Origin of the sequence: Scandinavium sp. M-37 (assembly GCF_043558715.1) — a bacterium.
Taxonomy (GTDB): domain Bacteria; phylum Pseudomonadota; class Gammaproteobacteria; order Enterobacterales; family Enterobacteriaceae; genus Scandinavium; species Scandinavium vulneris_A.
Genome location: NZ_JBIGIN010000036.1, coordinates 1 through 22,430 on the forward strand (window position 1 = coordinate 1; position 22,430 = coordinate 22,430).

Here is a 22,430-nt window from a genome sequence, read left to right on the forward strand (position 1 = left end):
TGGGGAGAGACCATCTGGCCCCTGCCCCATAACGGTTGTTCCGTTTTCATTGGCTTCCTGCCTTAGCTTATGATTTCGCCTTCGGCATCTGAGAAACCAGTGACAGGTTGACGTCCATCCCTTCCACCTGGAAGTGCGGGATAGCGAACAGGCGGACGCGGAAGAAGCCCGGGTTGTCTTCGATGTCTTCGACAATCACTTTGGCGTCACGCAGCGGGTGAGACGCCTGCAGTTCGTCGCCCGGATCGGTCATTTCAGTGACCAGTCCACGCACCCAGGTGTTCAGCTCAAGTTCCAGCAGACGACGGTCTTTGGTGGTACCAATATTTTCACGCTGGATCAGCTTCAGGTAGTGCGCGATACGCGACAGCAGGAAAATGTACGGCAGACGGGCATTGATGCGGCTGTTAGCGGTTGCATCCGCGGTATCATACAGGGCCGGTTTCTGGGTCGAGTTCGCCGAGAAGAAGCAGGCGTAATCGCGGTTCTTGTAGTACGACAGCGGGATGAAGCCGAGGTTGGCGAATTCAAATTCGCGGGTTTCCGGGATCATCACTTCGGACGGGATTTTCACCTGATTGCCGGTGCCGAGATCATACAGGTGAATCGGCAGATCCTGCACGGCACCACCGGCCTGCGGGCCACGGATCTGCACGCACCAGCCGTTGTTGATGAAGCTCTTCACCATGTTGGCGGCAAACGCGAACGAGGCGTTGGTCCACAGGTATTTGTCGTGATCGGGGCCTTTCACTTCTTCGATATAGTTGAAGCTGCGCACCGGTACGGTGTCCGGACCATACGGCAGACGACCCAGCACACGCGGCATCACAAGACCGAGGTAGCGGGAGTCATCGGTGTCGCGGAAACTTTTCCATTTAATGTATTCCGCGCGATCGAAGTAGTTGCCAATGTCTTTGATGGCCGCGACTTCCTCCATCGAGTCCTTCTGGAAGAACTTCGGTCCCGCAGAGCCGATAAACGGCATATGGGCAGCAGCGGACACTTTGGAGATGTTGCGCATCAGCGCGATGTCCTGCGCGGAAGCATCAAACTCGTACGCTGAGATCACCGCAGCAATAGGTTCGCCGCCCGGGGTGTCGTATTCCATCGTATACGTCTGACGGTACAGGCCGCTCTGGATAATTTCCGGGGAATCTTCGAAATCCTGACGCAGCTCATCTTTGGAGAGGTCAAGGAGTTCTATCTTCACGTTTTGACGAAAATCAGTCTTATCAATCAATGATTTAAGACCACGCCAAACTGACTCCACCTTTTGAAATTCATCGCAGTGCATCACTTCATCAAGCTGACGGCTAATCTGGAAATCCAGCTCCGCGATGTGGTGATCCAGCAACGTTTTATCGAGCTTTTCGACTTTCTGGCCAGACTTCTGCAGACACTGCATGAAGACCTGGACTGCGGCGGTAACTCGCGCATCAGCGGAGGTTTCAGCCATCACAGTGTTATCTTCAAACCCATTCAGGTCACCGATTTCAGCGACGGGCGTTAAATTAATTTTGTCGAACAGAGAAGCATATACTCCACCCTGCGGCAGCGTTTTTTCAATGGTGGTGCCACTTACCTGACTCTGAGATTCATTATTGACTGACATAAGCATTTTACTCGTAATTATTCCGTTAATAGGTTCCAGTAATTAAGCCTGGGTCGGGGCAAGCGCATTCAGTTCGCTGCGCAGCTCATCAGAGAGTGCCGGGTCCTTTAAAATAGTTTCCAGTTCTTTCCTGAAAGTGACGTTATCCAGAAGATTGGATTTCAAATCACGCAGTAAATTACGCATGGCGAGCATCGCTTTCAGCTGTGGAATTTGGCGGGCAATCTGCTCTGGCTCGAAATCGCTCATATTCTGGAAAGCCAGTTTTACGTTTTCTTCGGAACCATCGTTAGCGAGGGTGTTTTTAACGGTGAGATTTACTTCGGGATTGAGATCAGCGAGAACACTGTTGAAGTTGTTTTTGTTGATGTTGATTTTTTCGCGTTCTGACAGCGTACCTTCCGCCTTGCCATTGCTGTAGTCACCGACGCTGAGAAGCTTCAGGGGTAACTCAACCTTCTTCTGGGCACCGCCCGTGACCAAATCCAATTTTATATTTACGCGCGCGCGAGGTATCTCGTTCTGAAATGATTCAGACATAACTATTTATCTCCTGAATGAGTTAGTCCCTTTGTCGGGTTGAGTGTCACCATATAAAAGCAGGGGCTTTTTATTTTAACCAGTAGTTTGCATTAAGGTAAAGCAGACAAAACGGAAATGATAATTTCAGTTGTAAACCAGAATATTTAAGCATTACTTAAATGCCGCGTCACTACTGGGATTGGAGGTCGAAACGCTGAAACATTCAAATTAATTAAAATAACAATTCAGCGAAATTAAGAGTATTCTTTCAAAAGTTGTAGGCAAAATCTTAATACCAAAAAATCCCAAAATCATCCAAAAATAGACTCCACATGAAAACAATAAATACATAAAAACCTTGTAAAATATATTTTATGTGTCTGATATAAGACAATCATCATCCGGTTGCATGGAAGGTGCATCATGCATAAAAAGGAACGAACTTCACCCTTCACCTCTTTTGACGAGGTCGCTCTGTACCACAACAGAGAACTAATCCCCTGCCTGGAATGTGGGAAGCCACTGCAGTTTTTGCCCCGCCACATCTGGTTTGTACATGGGCTGAGTGCATACGAGTATCGCGAAAAGTGGAACATTCCTCAGAGTGTGTCCCTGGCTGGTACTGCCTATCTTTCAAAACGTAGTCAGAACATGAAGGACAGGATTGCCAGCGGCGACTGGGATCCGGAACTACAGCTGGCACTGATGCGGGAAGCGCTCAAAAGCCGTGCAAAAGCCCCTGCAGGGAAGCGAAGAAACCTGTCGGAACTGCATCTCTATCAGGCGAGTAAAAAGATCCAGGAGCGGAAAATTTGGGAAAAATCACCGGTTATCATCACGGCCTCACAGGAGCTGAAAGATAAAGCTATTCAGCGGATGAATAGCAGGAAACAATCAGGCGAACCCGTAAAGAAGATTGCCGGGGATCTTGGTGTCTCCATCAGCGCGCTCTACAGCTGGGTGAAAAAATCAGGACGCCGGGAGTGAGAATGTTGGGATTTCAAGGCCTCGTTCCCGTGCTGTTTTACTTTCCTTTATAAGCGTTAAAATCCGATACCTGATGCGAGGATGCCCATATCATATGGCGGCATTGATCGCTCTTCACACAGCACGGCAGAGTGCAGGACGTGATGATCGTGGAGTGGGCAAAAATAACGCAAAGTGAGCGGTTCGCACGCATCATTCGCGTTCCAGATTGCACAATGCAACTGTTCGAAGATAACAAGGAAGAGGCTCAAAAGTAGGGTGTGGACAAACTGCTGCTGATTTCCGGGAGCGAAGTCGGCCAGCGCCCGACGACGCCGCTGTCTGAAAGTGTCAAAAGCATCCTGTAAACGTTAACGAACGGTTAAATTTGTGGCACCTTCGCGGGGTATCTTCGATAATGACGGAGATATTCCGCGGGAGGTTAGCGTGCAGGGTGTTCCAGAACTGTTCACAGATGAGAGAGATAGCGCCAGCTTCCGCCATTTGCCCCAGGTGCCGGGGGTGGAGCTTTATCACGCCCACATCTCGCGCTACGCCTTTGAACCCCATACCCACGAAGCCTTTGGGATCGGCGCGATTGAACTCGGGGCCGAACGCTTTCGCTATCGCGGCGCGCAGCATGTCGCTCCGGTCAATTCGGTCATCACCATGAACCCGGATGAGTTACATACCGGGGAGGCAGAAACCGCCGAAGGATGGCGCTACCGGATGGTGTATCTGGACCCTGATTTGCTGGAAGAGGTGACGGGCATTCGTCACTGGTGGTTCAGTGATGTGGTGCGCCACGATGCCCGACGTTCCGCCCAGCTTTGCCACCAGATTTATGGGCTGTGGAATACCGACGACCCGCTGGCGCAGAAGGGACTGTTGCTCGACCTGATAGAGACCTTCCGCCCGTTAGCCCATCATGCGCCCAATGTTCAGGAAGCGGCGCATCGCTTCGAACACGTTCGCGACTACCTGCACGACAACTATATGCACGCCCTGACCCTCGACGAGCTGGCCGCCGTGGTGTCGCTCAGTCCGTATCATTTTCAGCGTCAGTTCAAAGCCCGCTATCACGTTACGCCGCACCAGATGCTGATGGCGATTCGGCTGTGGCGCGCCAAAGATTTTCTGACCCGCGGAATGCCCGCCGCAGAAGTCGCCGCCGCCACTGGCCTGACCGATCAGTCTCATCTCACCCGGGCCTTTACCCGCCGCTACGGCATTACCCCCGTCCGCTATCAGAAACAGGTCTTCATGCGCTGATGCGCAACCTCGTACAATACACCCCGTCGTCGCCCTGCCTACACTGCGACTGTTGATTAAAAAGGGGCAACAAATGCTGAGTGGTGTGCTGTACGCCTTGCTGGCGGGATTAATGTGGGGACTGATTTTCGTGGGGCCGCTGCTGGTGCCTGAATACCCGGCGGTGTTGCAGTCGATGGGCCGTTATCTGGCGCTTGGCCTGATTGCGCTCCCGCTGGCGTGGCTCGGCAGAGCGCGGTTAAAACAGCTCTGCCCCCGCGACTGGCTGACGGCGTTGAGCCTGACCATGATGGGCAACCTCATCTATTACGTGTGTCTGGCCAGCGCCATTCAGCGGGCTGGGGCACCTGTTTCCACCATGATAATTGGCACCCTGCCAGTGGTTATCCCGGTGTTTGCTAATCTGCTCTACAGCCAACGCGACGGCAAACTCTCATGGCTCAGCATGGCACCCGCCCTGGCCTGCATTGCGTTGGGCTTAGCGTGTGTGAATATTGCCGAACTTCGCCACGGTATTAGCGATTTCAGCTGGTGGCGCTATGGCAGTGGTATCGGGCTGGCGTTCATTTCGGTGGTGTGTTGGGCGTGGTATGCGCTGCGTAACGCGCGCTGGCTGCGGGAGAATCCGGATAAACATCCGATGATGTGGGCCACCGCCCAGGCGCTGGTCACGCTGCCGATGTCATTGTTGGGGTATGTACTGGCCTGTGTGTGGCTAAGCGGTCAGGGACAATCGTTCCCCCTGCCGTTCGGCCCGCGTCCTGCCGTCTTTATCACCCTGATGATTGCCATCGCGGTGCTCTGCTCATGGGTGGGTACACTGTGCTGGAACATTGCCAGTCAGCGACTGCCGACGGTGATCCTCGGGCCGTTGATCGTCTTCGAAACGTTAGCCGGGCTGCTGTATACGTTTATGCTGCGCCAGAGCCTGCCGCCATTGCTGACGCTCACGGGCATCACGCTGTTGGTCGTGGGGGTGGTTATCGCCGTGCGGGCTAAACTGCAAAAGCCGCAGATTCAGGCCCTTGAATAAGGACCTGACAAGAACATTAGTGTCCGGTTACTACGGCCGCAGCAACAGGGTTGTCAGACTGTGCAACCACCGCTGTACGCGCCACAGGATGCGCACCGCCGCCCGTCGCAACAGCCATTTCAGCGGGGTGATCGGATGATGCGATTACCGCGCCACGTTCAACAGGATGTGCGCCATTGCCACTGGTCGCCGTGGCCATTGCCACAGGGTGGTCGGATGTCGCCACAACGGTTGTTCTGGCAATGGGATGGTTAGCGAAAGCAGGGAGACTCACAACGGCGAAGGTTAATGCCAGAATAGTTTTTTTCATAATATGACCTCTAATAAACTCATTTATAACGATAAAATCAAAATGAGATTTCATCGAAATTCATTTACTAGTGTCTAACCTTCGTGATGGCTGTGCAAAGTCTAATCGATTTAAAATTGAATTTTAGCAATGCAGGGGAGAGGGAAACAGTAATAGAGCCAGCGCTGACTGACCCTATTACTGGCGATCGAACTACGCGGTACGTTTCTTGCCGAGCATCCACCAGCCCAGACCCAATACTGCAAACCACAGTGGGGTGACGATCAGCGCCTGACGGGTATCGTCCTGCAAGGTGAGCAGTACCAGCACAAATGCGAAGAATGCCATACACACCCAGCACATCAATTTGCCGAGCGGCATTTTGTATTTCGATGCTTCATGCAGCTGCGGACGCTGTTTGCGGTAGACCAGATACGAACACAGAATGATGGTCCACACGAACATGAACAGGATAGCCGATACGGTAGTGATCATTGTGAACGCGGCAATGGCGCTCGGGTTCACATACAGCATCACCACCCCGCCCAGCAGACAGATACAGGAGAAGGTCAGCCCTTTCGCCGGGACCGCACGCTTAGAGAGTTTAGCGAAGGTTTTTGGCGCAACGCCGTCCTGCGCCAGACCGAACAGCATACGGCTGGTTGAGAACACGCCGCTGTTGGCGGATGACGCCGCCGAGGTCAGCACCACGAAGTTAATGATACTCGCCGCCGCAGGCAGGCCCACCAACACGAACAGTTCAACGAACGGACTCTTATCCGGCACCACAGAACCCCACGGCGTGACCGACATGATCACCACCAGCGCAAACACGTAGAACATGATGATGCGGATAGGAATGGAGTTAATCGCGCGCGGCAGGGATTTTTCCGGGTCTTTGGTTTCGGCCGCCGTGGTACCCACCAATTCAATCCCGACGAAGGCAAACACCGCTATCTGGAATCCGGCGAAGAAGCCGCTCAGGCCTTTCGGGAACCAGCCACCGTCATTCCACAGATGGTCGAACGAGGCCTGCACGCCGCTTGGCGAGGTGAAATGCGTCATCACCATGACCAGGCCGACAATCACCAGGCCAACGATGGCGACGATTTTGATCATCGCAAACCAGAACTCCATCTCACCAAACATCTTCACGGTCGCCAGGTTCAGGCCCAGCAACAGCAGGATAACCGCGATCGATGCCACCCAGTCGGATAATCCAGGGAACCAGAACTGTGCGTAGGAGGTAATCGCCACCACGTCGGCCATCCCGGTCACTACCCAACAGAACCAGTAGGTCCAGCCGGTAAAGTAGCCGGCCCACGGCCCGAGCAGGTCGGCGGCGAAGTCGCTGAAGGATTTATATTCGAGGTTTGACAGCAGCAATTCACCCATTGCACGCATGACGAAAAACAGCATGAAGCCGATGATCATATAGACGAAGATGATCGACGGCCCGGCCAGGCTGATGGTTTTACCCGAGCCCATAAATAAGCCGGTGCCTATCGCGCCGCCGATAGCAATCAGCTGAATATGCCGGTTTGTGAGATTGCGCCGCAGCGACTGTTCAGTCGATGCGTCTTCTTGTGCAGCGACTTTTATTTGATCTACCATGTGATTTATTCCTGTTGTTCCTGTTGTGTTGTGCTGGCTCTGCGGCCATTGAATACATCTGTCGATGTTTCATTTTTGAGTCGTATCGATAGTAGGAAAGAATCGGCGGGTTGAATACTGTGAAATGACGATAATGTTAATAACATGTTGGAAGTGAGTGTTATATCACTCTACTAACGCGAAACAGCTCACAAAAATACACTGCCTGCGGCACAATGCAAGATTAAATGCTAACAAAGATTTAACTTAGAGATATTGCACTACTTTTTCACGTCCTCTCCCGTCTCCGGGAGAGGATCCAGCGGCCTTACAGGATTTCGAGCAGTTCGACTTCGAAAACCAGGGTGCTGAATGGTGGAATTGAGGCGCCTGCGCCACGCTCGCCGTAAGCGAGGTTGTGCGGAATAGTCAGTTCCCATTTAGAGCCAACCGGCATCAGGGTCAGGGCTTCAATCCAGCCTGGGATCACGCCGTTTACCGGGAATTCAGCCGGTTCGCCGCGCGCCACGGAGCTATCGAACACAGAACCGTCAATCAGTTTGCCGGTGTAGTGAACGCGAACACGGTCGGTACGCGCCGGGATGGCGCCTTCGCCCTGAGTGATAACGCGGAACTGCAGACCGGACTCGGTGCTGCTCACGCCGTCTTTCTCACGGTTTTCTTCCAGATATTTCACGCCTTCCGCCGCCATTTCTTCGAAGCGCTCACGGCGAACGGCGTCTGCACGCTCGTGAATTTCACGCAGCGCACGGTGCACGACATCCACCGGAACCTGCGGCTGTTTGCCTTCCAGAGCATCAGCAATACCAGCGACCAGTGCTTCTGGCAGCAGGCCCTGCAGGCCGGATTCGCTGAGCTGTTGTCCTACCTGGAGGCCGATTCCGTAACTGGCCTGGGCTTCAATGGTGTCAAAAGTCGGGGTTGCCATGGTCTTTCCTTTAATCGGATGAAAATCAGCGGGCAGCATAACAGCCAGGCCGCATCGGGTAAAACTTTGTCTCGCCAGAATTATGTATATACTGAGGGACAAAACAGGGAAACGCGGAGCAGGAGGTGACCCATGCCCGGGCGATTCGCACTACAACCTACGTTGTCAAAAATCTGGCATGCACCGGATAATTTTAGACTGATGGACCCGCTGCCACCGCTGCACCGTCGCGGTATTATCGCGGGTTTTCTGCTGGTCATCATCGGCTTCCTGCTTCCCTCCGGCGACGATGCGCCAGCACAGCCGGTAATCCGCAATGCGCAGCTCGATATCCAGTCGCAAACGCAGTCCCAGCAGGGAAATCTGCAGCAGCCGTTGCCACCGCTGGCGTCTACGCCGCCGGTGAACGATCCGGGCCAGGCTGCGCCAGTCATGCCTGAAGTTGTACAGGAAGATCAGCCCGACGATGAGCCGCAGCAGGTACAATCTCAGCCACAGACTCAGGCTCAACCCGCGCCCGCTGAGACTCAGCAGCAATCTGTATCGGGCCAATCTGTACCGGGTATCGAACAGCAATGGCGTAGCTATCGCGTAGAGCCGGGTAAAACCCTGGCGCAGCTGTTCCGCGACCACAACCTGCCGCCAACAGATGTCTATGCGATGTCAAAAGTGGAAGGAGCCGGAAAACCGCTAAGTTCATTGCAGGCCGGGCAAATCGTGCAGGTGCGCCAGAACGCGAACGGCGTGGTGACCGGACTGACGATTGACAGTGGCAACGGACAACAGGTGCTGTTTACCCGCCAGGGCGATGGCAGCTATATTCGCGTTCGTTAACCTTTTCGCCCGGCGGCACTCCGCTTGCCGGGCACGCTTCACGCACTGCGCTTATTGACCCACCAAATCCCCGAACATACCAGCACCAGCGCCACCGCGTATTTCCATTCCAGGATAGTCTCGCCGAGGAAAATACCTGACAGCACGGTGCCCGCCACCGGAATGACAAAATTGAACGGAGCAATCATGCTCACGCGGTTGTGTTTCAGCAACGTACTCCAGAGCGCAAAGGCCACCGACGAGAGCAGGGTCAGATAGCCGAGCACCGCCACGGACTCAATGCCATGAAACGCCAGCGTACCGCCGCCAAGGTAGCCCCCGGCCACCAGCGCCAGGCCACCGATACCCAACTGCCAGCCGGTCATCACCGTCGGATCGACCGTTTGTGAGATGCGTTTCCCGTACAACGTCGCCGCCGAGAGAATAAAGGCCGCCAGCACCACAAACCCATCCCCGCGCCAGACGAAGCTGAAATCCATCAATGAATGGCTGAAGTTCACCAGCATCACGCCCGCAAAGCCGAGAATACAGCCCAGGCTTTTGTTATAGCTGAGTTTGTCGTTCTGATAGATAAAGTGTGCCAGCAGGACGCTAAAGAAGGTCCCGGTGGCATTCATGATCGAGCCCTTCACCCCGGTGGTGAAGGAGAGTCCGATATAAAAAATGGCATACTGGAGCGAGGTTTGGGTCAGGCCCAGCAGCGTCAATTGACCAAACTGCCTGCCGCTGAGGCGCGCAATCGGCTTACGCTGCGCCATGGCAAACAATAGCAGCAGGACTCCCGCGAACAGGAAACGGTAACCGGCAAAGATGATTTTCGACGGAATATCGTCAGTGGCAATCTGGAAAATCTCGTAGCCATTTTTGATGGCGGGATAGGAACTCCCCCACAGCAAACAGCACAGGGTTGCGCCTGCGTAGACCACATTCTTGCGGGTAAAAAGTGGAGCGGGAGGAACCATTTCCATATATGAGCCCTGAATTAAAATAGCGTTTTAATTCATTATCCGGAAATGTGTGGCCAATAGCCAGTCGGGCAAACTGAAAGGTCGGTACAAAAAAAGGTGGGCCATAAAAAGCAAAACGCCGGCACATGGCCGGCGATTTGTCGTGATTACAGAGTAATTAATTACTCAGCAACAACGTTTACTACCAGTTTAGCGAACACTTCGCTGTGAACCTGGAAGTCCACTTCGTGCTCACCAGTGGTACGCAGAACGCCGTTCGGCATGCGAACTTCGCTCTTAGCAACAGTCACGCCAGCAGCAGATACTGCGTCAGCGATGTCACGGGTACCGATAGAACCGAACAGTTTACCTTCGTCGCCTGCTTTAGACGCGATGGTAACGGTGCCCAGTGCGTTGATTTTCTCAGCGCGAGCTTCAGCTGCAGACAGAACGTCAGCCAGTTTGGCTTCCAGTTCTGCACGGCGTGCTTCGAAGAATTCAACGTTTTTCTTGGTAGCTGGAACAGCTTTACCCTGTGGAACCAGGAAGTTACGAGCGTAGCCCGCTTTAACGTTTACCTGATCACCCAGGCTGCCCAGGTTTGCTACTTTATCAAGCAGAATAACTTGCATTACCTTATCCTCTCAAAGTCGTGTTAATGGACTGTGGCCGATTACTGATGACGATCAGTGTACGGCAGCAGGGACAGGTAGCGAGCGCGCTTGATGCAACGAGCGAGCTGACGCTGGTATTTTGCACGAGTACCGGTGATACGGCTCGGGACAATTTTACCGCTTTCGGTAATGTAGTTTTTCAGCGTAGCGATGTCTTTGTAATCAATCTCTACAACGCCTTCCGCGGTGAAACGGCAGAACTTGCGACGACGGAAATAACGTGCCATTTGGCTAGTCTCCAGAATCTATCAATTCAATCTGCTCGACATGCAACACCATTTTGCTCAGACCATTACGTGCCTTGTGGCAACTGATAAAGCCCTGAACGGTGATTTGCGTGCCGACCGTTATACTGTGAGTAATGGCCTGGTTCTCGTGTCCGCTAATAATAACGGGCATTTGACACCATGCCTGCCGGTGAAAACCGGCTTCCTCCTGCATCGATCGGTGCTCAAGCACGAACTGGCAGTGAGGAATTCCTGATGGGCTGACCTTTCGAAGGGGCGCCCTGCACACTGTGCCGGACAACACCAGACGGTTGGCCATCAGCGATTACTCTTCAGAATCCCCAGCTTCAGCATCATCTGCGGTTTCGTTAGCGAAATCATCGCGACGTTCACGACGCTCGTCTTTCGCTTTAACCATCGGAGATGCTTCAGTCACAGCGTGTTTAGTACGCATAACCATGCTGCGGATAACGGCATCGTTGAAGCGGAAGTTTGTTTCCAGCTCATCGATAACTTCCTGCGGGGCTTCAACGTTCAGCAGAACGTAGTGAGCTTTGTGCAGTTTGTTGATCGGGTAAGCCAGCTGACGGCGGCCCCAGTCTTCCAGACGGTGGATTGTACCTTCTGCTGCAGTGATTGCACCAGTGTAACGCTCGATCATACCCGGAACCTGTTCGCTCTGGTCAGGATGGACCATAAAAACGATTTCGTAATGACGCATCGAATTGCTCCTTACGGATTATTCAGCCTCCTGTCTGGGTCAGCCGCGGCCCATGGAGGCAAGGAACGTGGTTAAAGGGCGGCTGAAAAATTGACGCGTAATCATACTTGCAGGGCATGGGAAACTCAAGGTGATTGCGCAATTAATTCGCACGAAGGGCAAAGCGGAAGGAAGTCAGTGGCTTAAAATTAAACAGACTCGAATGCGCCAATTTTTTGAACAACTGCATCAGAAATGGTCGCTAATGAATCGATAAGGAACGATTACACTTAAATCATAACTTATCAGTACGCAAAAGGAGACTTCGCCGTAACGCAGCAGGTTTAAGGAGTCACTATCATGAGAAACATCGCAATCGCCGTACTGGCTGCGCTTTTGCTCAGTGCAAACGCGACCGCAGCCATCAAGATCGACGGCCGACAGGCCAGAAATATGGACGATGTGCAGAGCTTAGGCGTTATTTACATCAATCATAACATCGCCACTGAAAGCGAAGCAGATCAAGCCTTGAGTGAAGAGAGTGACGCCCGTGGCGCCAAATACTTTCACCCAATCCTTATCCATGAACCCGGCAGCAATGGCTTAATTCACGCCAGTGCTGACATTTACCGCTAGCACCAGGAAAAACAACAGAACGTATCTGCCCTGACTGAGCCCTGCCCCCGCACTGCGGGGGCTTTTTTTGTGGTCGGCAATTACTTTTCTCGTTGTCCGTAGTAGGCATTGGGGCCATGTTTGCGGCTGAAGTGCTTCTCCATCAGCCAGCTGTCGATAGGCTTGAGCTGTGGATTTATCCCTCGTGCCAGCCACGCCATTCGCGCCACTTCTTCCATGACCACCGCGTTGTGAACGGCCTCATGCGCATCTTTCCCCCATGCAAAAGGCCCATGCTGCCAGACCACCACCCCGGGCGTGTGCAGCGGTTGAGCATCGCCGAGCGTTTCGATGATCACCTGCCCGGTATTGTGCTCATAGTCCCCCTGCACTTCCCCTTCGCTCAGCGGGCGGGTACAGGGAATATCCCCGAGAAAATAATCCGCATGGGTGGTGCCAAGTGCCGGAATAGCACACCCCGCCTGTGCCCAGGCGGTGGCATGGGTCGAATGGGTATGCACCACGCCGCCGATGTCGGGATACTGGCGGTACAACGCCAGATGAGTGGCAGTATCGGAGGACGGACGATAGCCTCCTTCCAGCACATTGCCGTCAAGATCGACCACCACAATGTCGTCGGCGGTCAGCGTTTCATACGCCACTCCGCTGGGTTTGATCGCCACTCGCCCACGCGCGCGGTCAATAGCGCTGACGTTTCCCCAGGTAAATGTCACTAGCCCATAGCGGGGTAAATCCATATTAGCGGCAAAAACCTGCTGCTTAAGAGGGTCCATTACGCGACCTCCATCAGACCGGCATTTGCCATCCGGGTTAGCACCCAATCGCGCGCTTTCACCACTTCTGCCAACGGGTCTTCCGCTGTTTCACTCCACATTTCAATCAGGTAAGGTCCGCGATAGCCACTTTGCTTCAGCGTGCTGAAACACTGTTCGAAATCCACCACGCCTGAGCCGAACGGCACGTTCTTAAACTCCCCTCGACGGGTATCTTTCACATGCACCGCCACGATATGCCCCACGCCCGCCTGCAACTCCATCTGCACGTCGTTATCCCAGGCCGACAAATTGCCGATATCCGGGTAAATCTGGAACCACGGATTATTGAGAAAATGAGCGTAGCCGAGCGCCTTGCTGATGGAATTCATCAGCGGGTAATCCATGATTTCCATCGCCAGCGTCACCTGCGCCCGGCTCGCCATCTCGACGCTCTCTTTCAGCCCTTCGCGAAAGCGGCGGCGCGTTTCGTTGTTCGCCTGTTGATAATAGACGTCGTAGCCCGCCAGCTGGATGACACGAATCCCGACGTCCTGCGCAAACTGAATGGCGCGGCGCATGATATCGAGCCCCTGCTGGCGCACCGCATCATCTTCGCTACCGAGCGGGAATCGACGGTGGGCACTCAGGCACATCGACGGCACTTTCACCCCGGTTTCGGCCACCGCATTGATCAACGCCAGCTTCTGCTCCCGGCTCCACTCCAGGCGAGAAAGCCGGGCATCGGTTTCATCTATCGACATCTCAACGAAATCAAAGCCCAGTTTTTTAGCGAGGCTCAGGCGTTCCAGCCAACACTCCCCAGCGGGGAGTGCTTTTTCATAGATACCCAGCGGAACCTGTTTCGACAGCATAGCCGCTCCTTAGCCCCACAGTTGGGCGATCGACCGCTTGAACTGGCGTGCTGCCTCGACCGGATCTTTCGCATCACGGATGCTGCGCCCGGCGATAAACACGTGGATGGGGATCCCTTTAAACAGCGGCAAATCTTCCAGTGCCAGGCCACCGGTCACTGTGACCTTAAAGCCCATTTGCGCGAGGCGTTTGATGGCGGTGATGTCCGCCTCACTCCACGCCACGCCCGCCGCCTGTGCGTCCCGACTGCGGTGATAAACTACCTGCTGAATGCCCGCCTGATGCCACTCCTCGGCCTGTTCCCAGGTCCAGAATCCGGTCAGTTCTATCTGCACATCGCCGTTAAATTCTTTTGCCACCGCCAGCGCGCCTTTGGTGGTGTTGATATCCGCGCAGCAAATCACCGTTATCCAGTCGGCATCGGCTTCAAAACACATCCGCGAGAGGATTTTCCCGGCATCGGCAATTTTGGCATCCGCCAGCACTATCTTATGTGGATACAGCGCTTTGAGGTCGCGTACGGCACGCACGCCTTCGGCAACGCAAAGAATGGTGCCAACTTCAATGATATCGACTTCTTCAGCGATTAATCGCGTGGTGGCGTAAGCATCCGCCATGGTCTGGTTATCGAGCGCAACCTGGAGCATTGGTAATGAAGGGGTCATAGCATTTCCTTGTTAAGCAATCGCCGTGGTGGCGCTATCAATGAGAGTCAGCACGTCCTGTTCCGTGCGGCAGGCGCGCAGGCGGTCAAAATTGGCTTCATCCTCAAACAGATTGACGATTTGCATGATGCCCACTTCCTGATGGGTGTTGGCATCGACCGCCGCAAGGGTGATGAGGATATCGACCGGATCGTTGTCTTCATGGTTAAACACCAGCGGCTTCTCGAGCGTCACCAGCGCGAAACCGGTTTTCTTCACGCCTTCTTCCGGACGGCCATGCGGCATCGCCAGGCCTGGCGCAATCACGAAATAGGGGCCGTGCTGTTCCACGCCATCCAGAATGGCCTGGTAATAGCGCGGCTCCACGACGTCGGCTTTAACCAGCAGATCGACGCCCAGCTTGACCGCCTCCTGCCAGGTATTGGCCTGCGCCTGAAGCAGAATCGAATGGTTGTCGGCCAGCGAGTCACGAAGTTTCATGGCGCGTCCTTATTTCAGGTCCTGAGGAAAATGCGCGGTAATCACTTCAATAAGCTTCGGGCCAAAATCCGCCGCCGACAGCATATTGCGCACGCCCACGACATGTTTGTTGCCCGTCACCGTGATTTCCCCGGCGATGTGCGTCGAGGCGATAATGATGTCGGCCCCGCTCAGTTCACTTTTGTATTCGCCTACCGCGCAGCTGTTCACCGAGTGGTCGACGCCCTGCTGAGTCAGGAACTGATCCACCTTCATTTTCATGATCATGGAACTGCCCTGCCCGTTACCGCATTCCGCCAGAATTCGTACCGTCATAATCCCGATCCTTTTAGTGGGCAGATGATTCTGCCAGGTGTTTTTCTGCATCTTCTTCGGCACGCAGCGTGCGCCCGGCGAAGACCATATAAGCCAGGGCAATCACGATAATGAGTGCCATAAAGACGATGCCGATGGACGCAAAGCCCTGCATCATTGGCGGGGCCAGAATCGACCAGTCCGCCATGCCCATCCAGGCGCTCATGCCGGTCAGTTTTACCGCCCAGACACAGCCAAAAATCTCAATCATCCCCATCACCAGACAAATCTTGAGCGCCGCGCGCCAGCCGCCAAAGTGGTTGGCGAAGACGCCAATGGTGGCGTTAGAGAAGAACATCGGAATGAAGCCAGGGATAATCATGATGCTGGAACCGCAGCCGATCAGAATACCGACCGCAATCAGCTGCCCCACCGTGCCCCAGATGAACCCCCAGACCACGGCGTTCGGAGCAAAGCTGTAGATAGCGGCGCAGTCGATAGCCAGCACCGCGCCGGGGATCAGGCGCTGCGAAATGCCATTGAAGGCCTCGGACAACTCCGCGACAAACATGCGCACGCCCTGCACGATGATGAAAATCGCCACCGCGAACTGGAAGCCGGTTTGCAGAATGTAGATAGTCCAGTGCACTTTCCCGGCCATCGCCTGAACCACATCGATACCGAACGAGAGGAGTATCACGCCGAAGAACAGGGTCATGACAATCGCGGTGGAGACAATGTTGTCGTGGAAAATATTCAGCCAGCCGGGCAGGTTAAGATCTTCGACGCTCTCCTCTTTCTTGCCAAGGTACGGCGCGATTTTGTAGGCAATCCAGGAGGCAAACTGCTGTTGATGGCCAATCGAGAAGCCGCAGTTGTCGGTCACCATCTGCGTCGGCTTGTACATCATGTTGGAGGTGATCCCCCAGTAGAGCGACACCAGTACCGCGGTGCAGATAATGGTGGTCCACATCGGGTAGCCGAGAATGTAGAAGAACACCGCAATCAGCCCGGCCTGCTGGAACATGATGTGCCCGGTGAGCATGATGGTGCGAATCCCGGTGATACGCCGCAGTAGCACGTACAGAATGTTCAGCGCCAGCGCCAACAGCACGGCATATCCAACCCAGCTGTAGGCATCGGCCATCCGCTCAATGGTCGCCATCATCGACGCGTAGGTATCTGATATCGCGCCGTTAATGCCATATACTTCCGACATTTTCGCGACGACAGGTTTGAAGGTTCCGGTCAAAATGCCCGACCCCGCCTGCAGCAGCATAAAACCGATAATGGTTTTGATGGTGCCTTTGATTACCACGCTGATGCTTTTACGCAACAGGATGTAACCCAGGCACGTCACGATCCCCAGCAGCAGCGGGGCGTTGGTCATGACCTGGTTAAAGAACACGCTAAAAACGGTGTAAAGGAACGCCATAATGATCTCCATGGGTGGAATCATCGGGCGAGTTGGCAGCGCCCGGGTTTGTGGTGCTCACTCTAATAATCATAAATAATCACCACAAGATTGAGTTTGATTAAATGCGAGTCAGCTCTCAAATTATCTCCACAGAGAATTCATGGCTTTCATCATTCCGCTGTTGACGTCAACGAAAACAGTACAACCCGCTCATCAAAAACACATTACCCCTGTCTTTCACATCGATTACCCGCATGATTCACACTCTCATTACGCTCTCAAAATGCACAACAGGCAGTTGCGCTGACTGAAAATTGGTGTCAGGATTAATCAATAACAATCATCTTGTGATTTATTTTGACAACTGATTTGACAACCAAAAAGGAAACTCACGATGAGTAAAGTGGACACCATTACCCGCGAATCCTGGATCCTGAATACGTTTCCGGAGTGGGGCAGCTGGCTGAATGAAGAGATCGAGCAGGAAAAGGTCGCGGCGGGAACCTTCGCCATGTGGTGGCTGGGCTGCACCGGTATCTGGTTAAAGTCCCAGGGCGGCGCGAATCTGTGTGTCGACTTCTGGTGCGGAACCGGCAAGCAAAGCCACGGCAACCCGCTGATGAAGCAGGGCCACCAGATGCAGCGCATGGCCGGGGTGAAGAAGCTCCAGCCAAACCTGCGCACAACTCCGTTCGTACTGGATCCTTTTGCTATTCGCCAGATTGATGCTGTGCTTTCGACGCACGATCACAACGATCATATTGATGTGAACGTGGCTGCCGCGGTAATGCAAAACTGCGCTGCCGACGTGCCGTTTATCGGTCCACAAACCTGCGTCGATCTGTGGGTCGGCTGGGGCGTGCCGCGTGAACGTTGCATCGTCGTCAAGCCGGGTGACGTGGTTAAAGTCAAAGACATTGAAATCCATGCGTTAGATGCCTTTGACCGCACGGCGCTGATCACCCTACCCGCTTCTCAAAAAGCGGCTGGCGTGTTGCCAGATGGCATGGACCAGCGTGCGGTCAACTATCTGTTCAAAACGCCGGGCGGCAATCTGTATCACAGCGGCGACTCCCACTATTCCAACTACTACGCGAAGCACGGCAACGAGCATCAGATTGACGTGGCATTGGGCTCGTACGGTGAAAATCCACGGGGTATCACCGACAAAATGACCAGCGCCGATATGTTGCGAATGGCGGAAGCGCTGAATACTAAAGTGGTCATCCCGTTCCATCACGACATCTGGTCGAACTTCCAGGCCGACCCGCAGGAAATCCGCGTGCTGTGGGAGATGAAAAAAGACCGCCTGAAGTATGGCTTCAAACCCTTTATCTGGCAGGTTGGCGGCAAATTTACCTGGCCGCTGGATAAAGACAATTTTGAGTACCACTACCCGCGCGGCTTTGACGATTGCTTCACCACCGAACCAGATCTGCCGTTTAAATCCTTCCTTTAAGTCTGAGCCGGCGCGGCACCGATCCGAGGGGATGACGTCGCGCCCGCTTTAAGACGACATTGATTTAGTAATTTCAGGCTATTTCAAATATCATCAGTAAAAATCACGGATCTTCGGAATAGCGCATGACGGAAGCACAACGGCATCAAATTTTACTCGAACTGCTGGCGCAGTCCGGTTTTGTCACCGTCGAACAGGTGATTGAAAAACTGGGCATTTCCCCTGCCACGGCGCGTCGGGATATCAATAAACTGGATGAAAGTGGCAGGCTGAAAAAGGTGCGTAACGGCGCGGAGGCCATCAGCCAGCAGCGCCCGCGCTGGACGCCGATGAACATCCACGAAGCGCTGAATCACGATGAAAAGGTGCGAATTGCGCGCGCGGCTTCGCAGCTGGTTAATCCGGGCGAAAGTGTGGTGATCAACTGTGGTTCGACCGCCTTCCTGCTGGGCCGGGAAATGTGTGGCAAGCCGGTGCAGATAATCACTAACTACCTGCCGCTGGCTAATTTTCTGATAGACCAGGAGCACGAGAGCGTGATCATCATGGGTGGCCAGTACAATAAAAGTCAGGCCATCACCCTGAGCCCGCAGAGTAGCGAAAATTCGCTCTATGCCGGACACTGGATGTTCACCAGCGGCAAAGGGCTGACCGCCGACGGGCTGTATAAAACCGACATGCTGACCGCAATGGCCGAACAAAAAATGCTCAATGGCGTGGGGAAACTGGTGGTGCTGGTAGACAGCACCAAAGTGGGCGAGCGCGCAGGGATGTTGTTCAGCCGCGCCGATGAAATCGACGTGGTCATCACCGGCAAAGACGCCAGCCCTGAGATCCTTCAACAACTTGAGGCGCAGGGCGTAAAGGTTTTGCGGGTTTAAAGCGTCTGACGGAAAAACGCCACCGTCGCGTCCAGCGCTTCCGGCGTGATGCGGTGGCGAACGCCAGCCTGCCACTGGAAGGTGAGCCGCCCATCAAGCCCCTGTTGCTGTAACGCCTGTTGTAAGCGGAAAGACTCGGCGGCGGGAACCACGTCGTCATCTTCCCCGTGCCACAACATCAGCGGCTTAGTGGCCAGCTTGTCCAGCTGATGTCCGACGTCCCACTCGGCAAGTTCGGCTGGAAAAACGGGTGACGGAAACAGCGTCCGGGAAAGCGAGGTAAAATAGCCGGATCCCATCAGGCTCGCCCCACATTTCAGCTCCGGGTGATGCGTCATGATCCCCAGCGCGGTCATTCCCCCCATTGACGCACCGGCAACCGCCAGCCGCCCTTCTTCCAGCCAGCCCTGTTGCACAATCGCGTCACGCAGCGCGGAAAACGCCTGACAGCTATTCAGCAAAATGGGCCAAAAACGCTGGAGCCGCCCGGCAGCATCGCCGTTAAATCGTGCCCCGTGCTCGGGGGCATCAGGCATAATCACCCGAAATCCAGCCTCGGCCAGCGCAACAGCAAAATAGCTGTAGACCACCCGGGAAGAGGTGAATCCATGATAAAAAATGATGCAGGGCAGCGCGGCGCTGGCTTTGCCCTGCGGATAAGCATGCAAAATCTCGCCGCCCGCCAGATTACGCATTTCAAGTTCAATCATTTATTTTCTCCTTCTTATATGCTGGTATGACATGCAGCATTCTCACACGCAAGTTTATCCTTTTTGAGTTGCTGTTAATGTTGAGAGCTGGATTACGCTTTTACGATTATTTCATTCGAAAATCGCGCCAGAGATAACAGTTCGGGAACATTCCCCCTAAACGCAAATTATTAATCACTACACTAATGATTATCAGGAAACGGGATATGGCTATGCGACGTGTAACGCCAATGCTGCTGGCGCTTTTACTGTGTGGATGTAGCGTACTTCAGGGAACGCCTGAAGCGCCGCCACCGCTGACCAGTCATCCGCAGGAAATCCAGCGAAATCAAACGGAAGGCCTGCAGAAAATCGGAACGGTTAGCGCCATGGTGTACGGTTCACCGATGGACGTTGAAGCACAGATCAAGGCGAAGGTCACCGCCGCCAAAGCGGATTACTACGTCATTGTCATGATCGATGACACCGTGGTTCCGGGGCAATGGTATTCACAGGCAATTATGTATCGCAAACAATAAGCGAGCATCATTTAGCCAGATTTACATTGCTTTTCAGCCGTTCACGTTTCCCGATGCACAATGACGTCATGCCGCTTTTCAGGATGCACGTCTGCAATGGATTGCCCAGGGCTAACCTCGGGTTACGTGAAATGGAGCTGACGACGATGAAACACGCCTTTGCCTACACATTAGGATTTTCTAACACCACGGCGCAGTCTGCGGAATTTGCCAGTGCCGATTGCGTGACCGGACTGAATGAAATTGGTCTGATTTCCGTCAATAATATTTCAGGCAGCCTTCAGGATGTCGAACACGTGATTGCCCGTAAAGCCGACGAGCAAGGGGCGAGCTGGTATCGCATTATCCAGATGTATGAAGAGCAGCATGCCGATAACTGGCGCGTGCAGGCGATTCTCTACGCCTGATAAGAGGGGCAGACGAAACGTCTGCCCTGATGATTTACCCCGCGCCCCCCGTTGCACGCAGCAACAAATCATCCTGAACGCGTTCATCCAGCATAACTCCCCCGCGCACGTCGAGCATCATTCGACACCATGCCTGCGCCACCGGCGGCGTCGCGGTTTTCAACATTTGCGCCCCAGAGCCTAGCAGATACAGCTGCTGCGTTATCTCCCGCCCCTGCGCTTCCGACGGCTTACGCAGACGCTGCTGGAACTGTCGCCAGGCCCTGTCGAAATGCCGGTCTTGTCCTTTCACGTCATTGCATGCCGCACTGAGCAAATCCAGTACGCCAGGCTGTTTTGCCAGCACACGTAGCACATCAAGGCACATAATATTGCCAGAACCTTCCCAGATGCTGTTCACCGGCATTTCCCGGTACAGCCGTGGAAGTTCGTTGTCTTCGCAATAGCCGATGCCGCCCAACACCTCCATCGCCTCGGCCACAAACGGGATACCGGCCTTGCATACTGCAAATTTTGCCGCGGGGGTAAACAGCCGCGCCCACAGGGTTTCCTCCGGCGAACGTCTGTTATCCCACGCCCTGGCGAGGCGGAACAGAAAGGCGGTCTGACCTTCGAGCTGCAATGCCATGCGGCTGAGCACCTGGCGCATCAGCGGCTGAGTAATCAGCGTCTTACCAAACGCCTGTCGTTGATGGGTGTGATATAGCGCCACCGACAGCGCGCGCCGCATCAGTCCGTGGCTACCCAGCGCACAGTCAAACCGGGTCAGGCCGCCCATCCTGAGAATGAGCCTGATACCTTCCCCTTCTTCACCCAACAACCAGCCGGTGGCGTCGGTAAACTCGACTTCACTGCTGGCGTTCGAGCGGTTGCCGAGCTTGTCTTTCAAACGTTCGAGCCGGATGGCGTTGCGCTGTCCATCAGGCAAAAAGCGGGGAACAAAGAAGCATGACAGGCCGCCTGTTGCCTGCGCCAGCACTAAATGGGCGTCGCTTTGTGGCACCGAGAAAAACCATTTATGCCCCACCAGCCGGTACATCTCGCCGTCGATTTTTTCCGCCCGCGTGGTGTTGCTCAGCACGTCCGAACCGCCCTGCTTTTCGGTCATGCCCATGCCGATCAGCAGGCCGCGCTTCTGACTTCCCGGCAGATAATGCGAGTCATAGCGATCGCTCATCAGCGGCGTGAGCCAGTCGGCAAAGGGTTTGGGCAGGAATTGCTGTAACAATGGCGTGGCGGCGAAGGTCATGGTTATTGGGCAGAGCGTCCCGGCCTCGACCTGAGCATGAAGGGTAAAGCGGGCGGCGCGGGCCACAAATGCCCCTGCTCGCGCCTCATCTTCCCAGGCAAGATTATGTATCCGGTTGGCGCACAACCCCTGCATCAGCAGGTGCCATGCAGGGTGAAAACGTACATCGTCGAGCCGCTCCCCCGTCGCGTCATAACGCAGTAACTCCGGCGAGTTCATGTTAGCCAGCCGCCCGAGTTCCAGCGACTCCGCGGTGCCGAGCTGCTGCCCGATACTGGCCAGTAAATCCACGTCCCAGGCCGCGCCTTCGCGCATCACCGCCTCGCGCAGGGCGCTGTCAGAGAGGAACAGATTGCTGTTATTGAGCGGAGTCGGCTGATTGAACACCGTATGGGTTTGCCAGTGCATCGTGTCTCCCTCCTTCATTGGCATCAGCCGTAAGTATGGTTGGCCCCTGCCTTTCTGCCC

The 22,430-nt window shown here is 54.4% G+C and carries 27 protein-coding genes; 9 read left to right on the forward strand and 18 right to left on the reverse strand.

Going from position 1 to position 22,430, the window contains the following annotated elements; genetic code table 11:
* Positions 1–67 precede the first annotated feature (67 nt).
* Together tssC and tssB are read right to left on the reverse strand one after the other, a co-directional pair.
* Entirely contained in the window at positions 68–1,618 is a 1,551-nt protein-coding gene (tssC, locus tag ACG0Z5_RS19935; protein ID WP_394450498.1) for a type VI secretion system contractile sheath large subunit, read from the reverse strand.
* A gap of 36 nt (positions 1,619–1,654) precedes the next feature.
* A complete protein-coding gene (gene tssB / locus ACG0Z5_RS19940; protein WP_394450500.1) occupies positions 1,655–2,152 on the reverse strand; it encodes a type VI secretion system contractile sheath small subunit in 498 nt (165 codons plus the stop codon).
* Between the two features lie 405 nt (positions 2,153–2,557).
* Between tssB and ACG0Z5_RS19945 the strand changes: the two genes are divergently transcribed.
* The 3 genes from ACG0Z5_RS19945 to ACG0Z5_RS19955 all read left to right on the forward strand — a co-directional run bounded on the left by ACG0Z5_RS19945 (position 2,558) and on the right by ACG0Z5_RS19955 (position 5,405).
* A complete protein-coding gene (locus ACG0Z5_RS19945) occupies positions 2,558–3,121 on the forward strand; it encodes a MucR family transcriptional regulator (protein WP_394450502.1) in 564 nt (187 codons plus the stop codon).
* A gap of 426 nt (positions 3,122–3,547) precedes the next feature.
* Complete coding sequence (locus ACG0Z5_RS19950; protein WP_394450504.1) at positions 3,548–4,372, forward strand: AraC family transcriptional regulator; 825 nt, start codon at positions 3,548–3,550, stop codon at positions 4,370–4,372.
* 73 nt (positions 4,373–4,445) lie between these two features.
* On the forward strand, positions 4,446–5,405 hold the full coding sequence (locus tag ACG0Z5_RS19955; protein ID WP_394450507.1) for a DMT family transporter: 960 nt from the start codon (positions 4,446–4,448) through the stop codon (positions 5,403–5,405).
* A 16-nt stretch (positions 5,406–5,421) separates the two neighbouring features.
* On the opposite strand, the gene ACG0Z5_RS19960 is transcribed toward ACG0Z5_RS19955, so the two are convergent.
* From ACG0Z5_RS19960 to fklB, 3 genes are all read right to left on the reverse strand, one after another.
* Positions 5,422–5,715 carry a hypothetical protein gene (locus tag ACG0Z5_RS19960; protein WP_394450509.1) on the reverse strand — a complete coding sequence of 98 codons (294 nt, stop codon included), beginning with the start codon at positions 5,713–5,715 and terminating at the stop codon, positions 5,422–5,424.
* Positions 5,716–5,907: 192 nt separating this feature from the next.
* On the reverse strand, positions 5,908–7,308 hold the full coding sequence (gene cycA / locus ACG0Z5_RS19965) for a D-serine/D-alanine/glycine transporter (RefSeq protein ID WP_394450511.1): 1,401 nt from the start codon (positions 7,306–7,308) through the stop codon (positions 5,908–5,910).
* A 307-nt stretch (positions 7,309–7,615) separates the two neighbouring features.
* Positions 7,616–8,236, reverse strand: coding sequence for an FKBP-type peptidyl-prolyl cis-trans isomerase (gene fklB, locus ACG0Z5_RS19970; protein ID WP_319628418.1), 621 nt, complete (start codon positions 8,234–8,236; stop codon positions 7,616–7,618).
* A gap of 132 nt (positions 8,237–8,368) precedes the next feature.
* On the opposite strand from fklB, the gene ACG0Z5_RS19975 reads away from it, so the two are divergent.
* Complete coding sequence (locus tag ACG0Z5_RS19975; protein ID WP_394450513.1) at positions 8,369–9,070, forward strand: LysM-like peptidoglycan-binding domain-containing protein; 702 nt, start codon at positions 8,369–8,371, stop codon at positions 9,068–9,070.
* 38 nt (positions 9,071–9,108) lie between these two features.
* On the opposite strand, the gene ACG0Z5_RS19980 is transcribed toward ACG0Z5_RS19975, so the two are convergent.
* The 5 genes from ACG0Z5_RS19980 to rpsF all read right to left on the reverse strand — a co-directional run bounded on the left by ACG0Z5_RS19980 (position 9,109) and on the right by rpsF (position 11,639).
* A complete protein-coding gene (locus ACG0Z5_RS19980; RefSeq protein ID WP_394450515.1) occupies positions 9,109–10,038 on the reverse strand; it encodes a DMT family transporter in 930 nt (309 codons plus the stop codon).
* 161 nt (positions 10,039–10,199) lie between these two features.
* The gene (rplI, locus tag ACG0Z5_RS19985; RefSeq protein WP_394450517.1) at positions 10,200–10,649 is read right to left on the reverse strand and encodes a 50S ribosomal protein L9; all 450 of its coding nucleotides are present in this window, start codon (positions 10,647–10,649) and stop codon (positions 10,200–10,202) included.
* 41 nt (positions 10,650–10,690) lie between these two features.
* The gene (rpsR, locus tag ACG0Z5_RS19990) at positions 10,691–10,918 is read right to left on the reverse strand and encodes a 30S ribosomal protein S18 (RefSeq protein WP_002210155.1); all 228 of its coding nucleotides are present in this window, start codon (positions 10,916–10,918) and stop codon (positions 10,691–10,693) included.
* A 4-nt stretch (positions 10,919–10,922) separates the two neighbouring features.
* Positions 10,923–11,237, reverse strand: coding sequence for a primosomal replication protein N (priB, locus tag ACG0Z5_RS19995; protein WP_319628422.1), 315 nt, complete (start codon positions 11,235–11,237; stop codon positions 10,923–10,925).
* A gap of 6 nt (positions 11,238–11,243) precedes the next feature.
* Positions 11,244–11,639 carry a 30S ribosomal protein S6 gene (gene rpsF, locus ACG0Z5_RS20000; RefSeq protein WP_096758559.1) on the reverse strand — a complete coding sequence of 132 codons (396 nt, stop codon included), beginning with the start codon at positions 11,637–11,639 and terminating at the stop codon, positions 11,244–11,246.
* A gap of 339 nt (positions 11,640–11,978) precedes the next feature.
* On the opposite strand from rpsF, the gene yjfY reads away from it, so the two are divergent.
* Positions 11,979–12,254 carry a DUF1471 family protein YjfY gene (gene yjfY / locus ACG0Z5_RS20005; RefSeq protein ID WP_394450523.1) on the forward strand — a complete coding sequence of 92 codons (276 nt, stop codon included), beginning with the start codon at positions 11,979–11,981 and terminating at the stop codon, positions 12,252–12,254.
* Between the two features lie 80 nt (positions 12,255–12,334).
* On the opposite strand, the gene ACG0Z5_RS20010 is transcribed toward yjfY, so the two are convergent.
* From ACG0Z5_RS20010 to ulaA, 6 genes are read right to left on the reverse strand one after another with little or no spacing between them, the layout of a single operon-like run.
* A complete protein-coding gene (locus ACG0Z5_RS20010; RefSeq protein ID WP_394450525.1) occupies positions 12,335–13,027 on the reverse strand; it encodes an L-ribulose-5-phosphate 4-epimerase in 693 nt (230 codons plus the stop codon).
* Entirely contained in the window at positions 13,027–13,881 is an 855-nt protein-coding gene (locus tag ACG0Z5_RS20015; RefSeq protein WP_394450527.1) for an L-ribulose-5-phosphate 3-epimerase, read from the reverse strand. Before ACG0Z5_RS20015 ends, ACG0Z5_RS20010 begins: the two co-directional genes overlap by 1 nt.
* Before the next feature lie 9 nt (positions 13,882–13,890).
* Positions 13,891–14,547: a 3-keto-L-gulonate-6-phosphate decarboxylase UlaD gene (locus tag ACG0Z5_RS20020; RefSeq protein ID WP_394450529.1), complete on the reverse strand. Its 657-nt coding sequence runs from the start codon at positions 14,545–14,547 to the stop codon at positions 13,891–13,893.
* A 12-nt stretch (positions 14,548–14,559) separates the two neighbouring features.
* A complete protein-coding gene (gene ulaC / locus ACG0Z5_RS20025; protein ID WP_394450532.1) occupies positions 14,560–15,027 on the reverse strand; it encodes a PTS ascorbate transporter subunit IIA in 468 nt (155 codons plus the stop codon).
* A gap of 9 nt (positions 15,028–15,036) precedes the next feature.
* Positions 15,037–15,342 (reverse strand): PTS ascorbate transporter subunit IIB, encoded by a 306-nt coding sequence (gene ulaB / locus ACG0Z5_RS20030; protein WP_394450534.1) that lies wholly within the window; start codon positions 15,340–15,342, stop codon positions 15,037–15,039.
* Between the two features lie 13 nt (positions 15,343–15,355).
* Positions 15,356–16,756 (reverse strand): PTS ascorbate transporter subunit IIC, encoded by a 1,401-nt coding sequence (ulaA, locus tag ACG0Z5_RS20035; RefSeq protein WP_394450536.1) that lies wholly within the window; start codon positions 16,754–16,756, stop codon positions 15,356–15,358.
* A 376-nt stretch (positions 16,757–17,132) separates the two neighbouring features.
* On the opposite strand from ulaA, the gene ulaG reads away from it, so the two are divergent.
* Positions 17,133–18,197 (forward strand): L-ascorbate 6-phosphate lactonase, encoded by a 1,065-nt coding sequence (gene ulaG / locus ACG0Z5_RS20040; RefSeq protein WP_394450538.1) that lies wholly within the window; start codon positions 17,133–17,135, stop codon positions 18,195–18,197.
* 125 nt (positions 18,198–18,322) lie between these two features.
* Complete coding sequence (gene ulaR, locus ACG0Z5_RS20045; protein ID WP_394450540.1) at positions 18,323–19,078, forward strand: HTH-type transcriptional regulator UlaR; 756 nt, start codon at positions 18,323–18,325, stop codon at positions 19,076–19,078.
* On the opposite strand, the gene yjfP is transcribed toward ulaR, so the two are convergent.
* A complete protein-coding gene (gene yjfP / locus ACG0Z5_RS20050; protein WP_394450542.1) occupies positions 19,075–19,788 on the reverse strand; it encodes an esterase in 714 nt (237 codons plus the stop codon). The two genes, ulaR and yjfP, sit on opposite strands and share 4 nt — an antisense overlap.
* 206 nt (positions 19,789–19,994) lie before the next feature.
* On the opposite strand from yjfP, the gene bsmA reads away from it, so the two are divergent.
* Positions 19,995–20,306 carry a biofilm peroxide resistance protein BsmA gene (gene bsmA / locus ACG0Z5_RS20055; RefSeq protein WP_394450544.1) on the forward strand — a complete coding sequence of 104 codons (312 nt, stop codon included), beginning with the start codon at positions 19,995–19,997 and terminating at the stop codon, positions 20,304–20,306.
* 131 nt (positions 20,307–20,437) lie between these two features.
* A complete protein-coding gene (locus ACG0Z5_RS20060; protein WP_394450546.1) occupies positions 20,438–20,713 on the forward strand; it encodes a DUF1471 domain-containing protein in 276 nt (91 codons plus the stop codon).
* A 34-nt stretch (positions 20,714–20,747) separates the two neighbouring features.
* Here ACG0Z5_RS20060 and ACG0Z5_RS20065 read toward each other — a convergent pair whose 3' ends face one another.
* Positions 20,748–22,370 (reverse strand): isovaleryl-CoA dehydrogenase, encoded by a 1,623-nt coding sequence (locus ACG0Z5_RS20065; RefSeq protein ID WP_394450548.1) that lies wholly within the window; start codon positions 22,368–22,370, stop codon positions 20,748–20,750.
* Between the last annotated feature and the right edge of the window lie 60 nt (positions 22,371–22,430).

Bases quoted from the DNA above. Each gene is read 5' to 3' on its own strand.
- tssC (WP_394450498.1), bottom strand. From the start codon at position 1,618: ATGCTTATGTCAGTCAATAATGAATCTCAGAGTCAGGTAAGTGGCACC.
- tssB (WP_394450500.1), bottom strand. From the start codon at position 2,152: ATGTCTGAATCATTTCAGAACGAGATACCTCGCGCGCGCGTAAATATA.
- ACG0Z5_RS19945 (WP_394450502.1), top strand. From the start codon at position 2,558: ATGCATAAAAAGGAACGAACTTCACCCTTCACCTCTTTTGACGAGGTC.
- ACG0Z5_RS19955 (WP_394450507.1), top strand. From the start codon at position 4,446: ATGCTGAGTGGTGTGCTGTACGCCTTGCTGGCGGGATTAATGTGGGGA.
- ACG0Z5_RS19960 (WP_394450509.1), bottom strand. From the start codon at position 5,715: ATGAAAAAAACTATTCTGGCATTAACCTTCGCCGTTGTGAGTCTCCCT.
- cycA (WP_394450511.1), bottom strand. From the start codon at position 7,308: ATGGTAGATCAAATAAAAGTCGCTGCACAAGAAGACGCATCGACTGAA.
- fklB (WP_319628418.1), bottom strand. From the start codon at position 8,236: ATGGCAACCCCGACTTTTGACACCATTGAAGCCCAGGCCAGTTACGGA.
- ACG0Z5_RS19975 (WP_394450513.1), top strand. From the start codon at position 8,369: ATGCCCGGGCGATTCGCACTACAACCTACGTTGTCAAAAATCTGGCAT.
- ACG0Z5_RS19980 (WP_394450515.1), bottom strand. From the start codon at position 10,038: ATGGAAATGGTTCCTCCCGCTCCACTTTTTACCCGCAAGAATGTGGTC.
- rplI (WP_394450517.1), bottom strand. From the start codon at position 10,649: ATGCAAGTTATTCTGCTTGATAAAGTAGCAAACCTGGGCAGCCTGGGT.
- rpsR (WP_002210155.1), bottom strand. From the start codon at position 10,918: ATGGCACGTTATTTCCGTCGTCGCAAGTTCTGCCGTTTCACCGCGGAA.
- priB (WP_319628422.1), bottom strand. From the start codon at position 11,237: ATGGCCAACCGTCTGGTGTTGTCCGGCACAGTGTGCAGGGCGCCCCTT.
- rpsF (WP_096758559.1), bottom strand. From the start codon at position 11,639: ATGCGTCATTACGAAATCGTTTTTATGGTCCATCCTGACCAGAGCGAA.
- yjfY (WP_394450523.1), top strand. From the start codon at position 11,979: ATGAGAAACATCGCAATCGCCGTACTGGCTGCGCTTTTGCTCAGTGCA.
- ACG0Z5_RS20010 (WP_394450525.1), bottom strand. From the start codon at position 13,027: ATGGACCCTCTTAAGCAGCAGGTTTTTGCCGCTAATATGGATTTACCC.
- ACG0Z5_RS20015 (WP_394450527.1), bottom strand. From the start codon at position 13,881: ATGCTGTCGAAACAGGTTCCGCTGGGTATCTATGAAAAAGCACTCCCC.
- ACG0Z5_RS20020 (WP_394450529.1), bottom strand. From the start codon at position 14,547: ATGACCCCTTCATTACCAATGCTCCAGGTTGCGCTCGATAACCAGACC.
- ulaC (WP_394450532.1), bottom strand. From the start codon at position 15,027: ATGAAACTTCGTGACTCGCTGGCCGACAACCATTCGATTCTGCTTCAG.
- ulaB (WP_394450534.1), bottom strand. From the start codon at position 15,342: ATGACGGTACGAATTCTGGCGGAATGCGGTAACGGGCAGGGCAGTTCC.
- ulaA (WP_394450536.1), bottom strand. From the start codon at position 16,756: ATGGCGTTCCTTTACACCGTTTTTAGCGTGTTCTTTAACCAGGTCATG.
- ulaG (WP_394450538.1), top strand. From the start codon at position 17,133: ATGAGTAAAGTGGACACCATTACCCGCGAATCCTGGATCCTGAATACG.
- ulaR (WP_394450540.1), top strand. From the start codon at position 18,323: ATGACGGAAGCACAACGGCATCAAATTTTACTCGAACTGCTGGCGCAG.
- yjfP (WP_394450542.1), bottom strand. From the start codon at position 19,788: ATGATTGAACTTGAAATGCGTAATCTGGCGGGCGGCGAGATTTTGCAT.
- bsmA (WP_394450544.1), top strand. From the start codon at position 19,995: ATGGCTATGCGACGTGTAACGCCAATGCTGCTGGCGCTTTTACTGTGT.
- ACG0Z5_RS20060 (WP_394450546.1), top strand. From the start codon at position 20,438: ATGGAGCTGACGACGATGAAACACGCCTTTGCCTACACATTAGGATTT.
- ACG0Z5_RS20065 (WP_394450548.1), bottom strand. From the start codon at position 22,370: ATGCACTGGCAAACCCATACGGTGTTCAATCAGCCGACTCCGCTCAAT.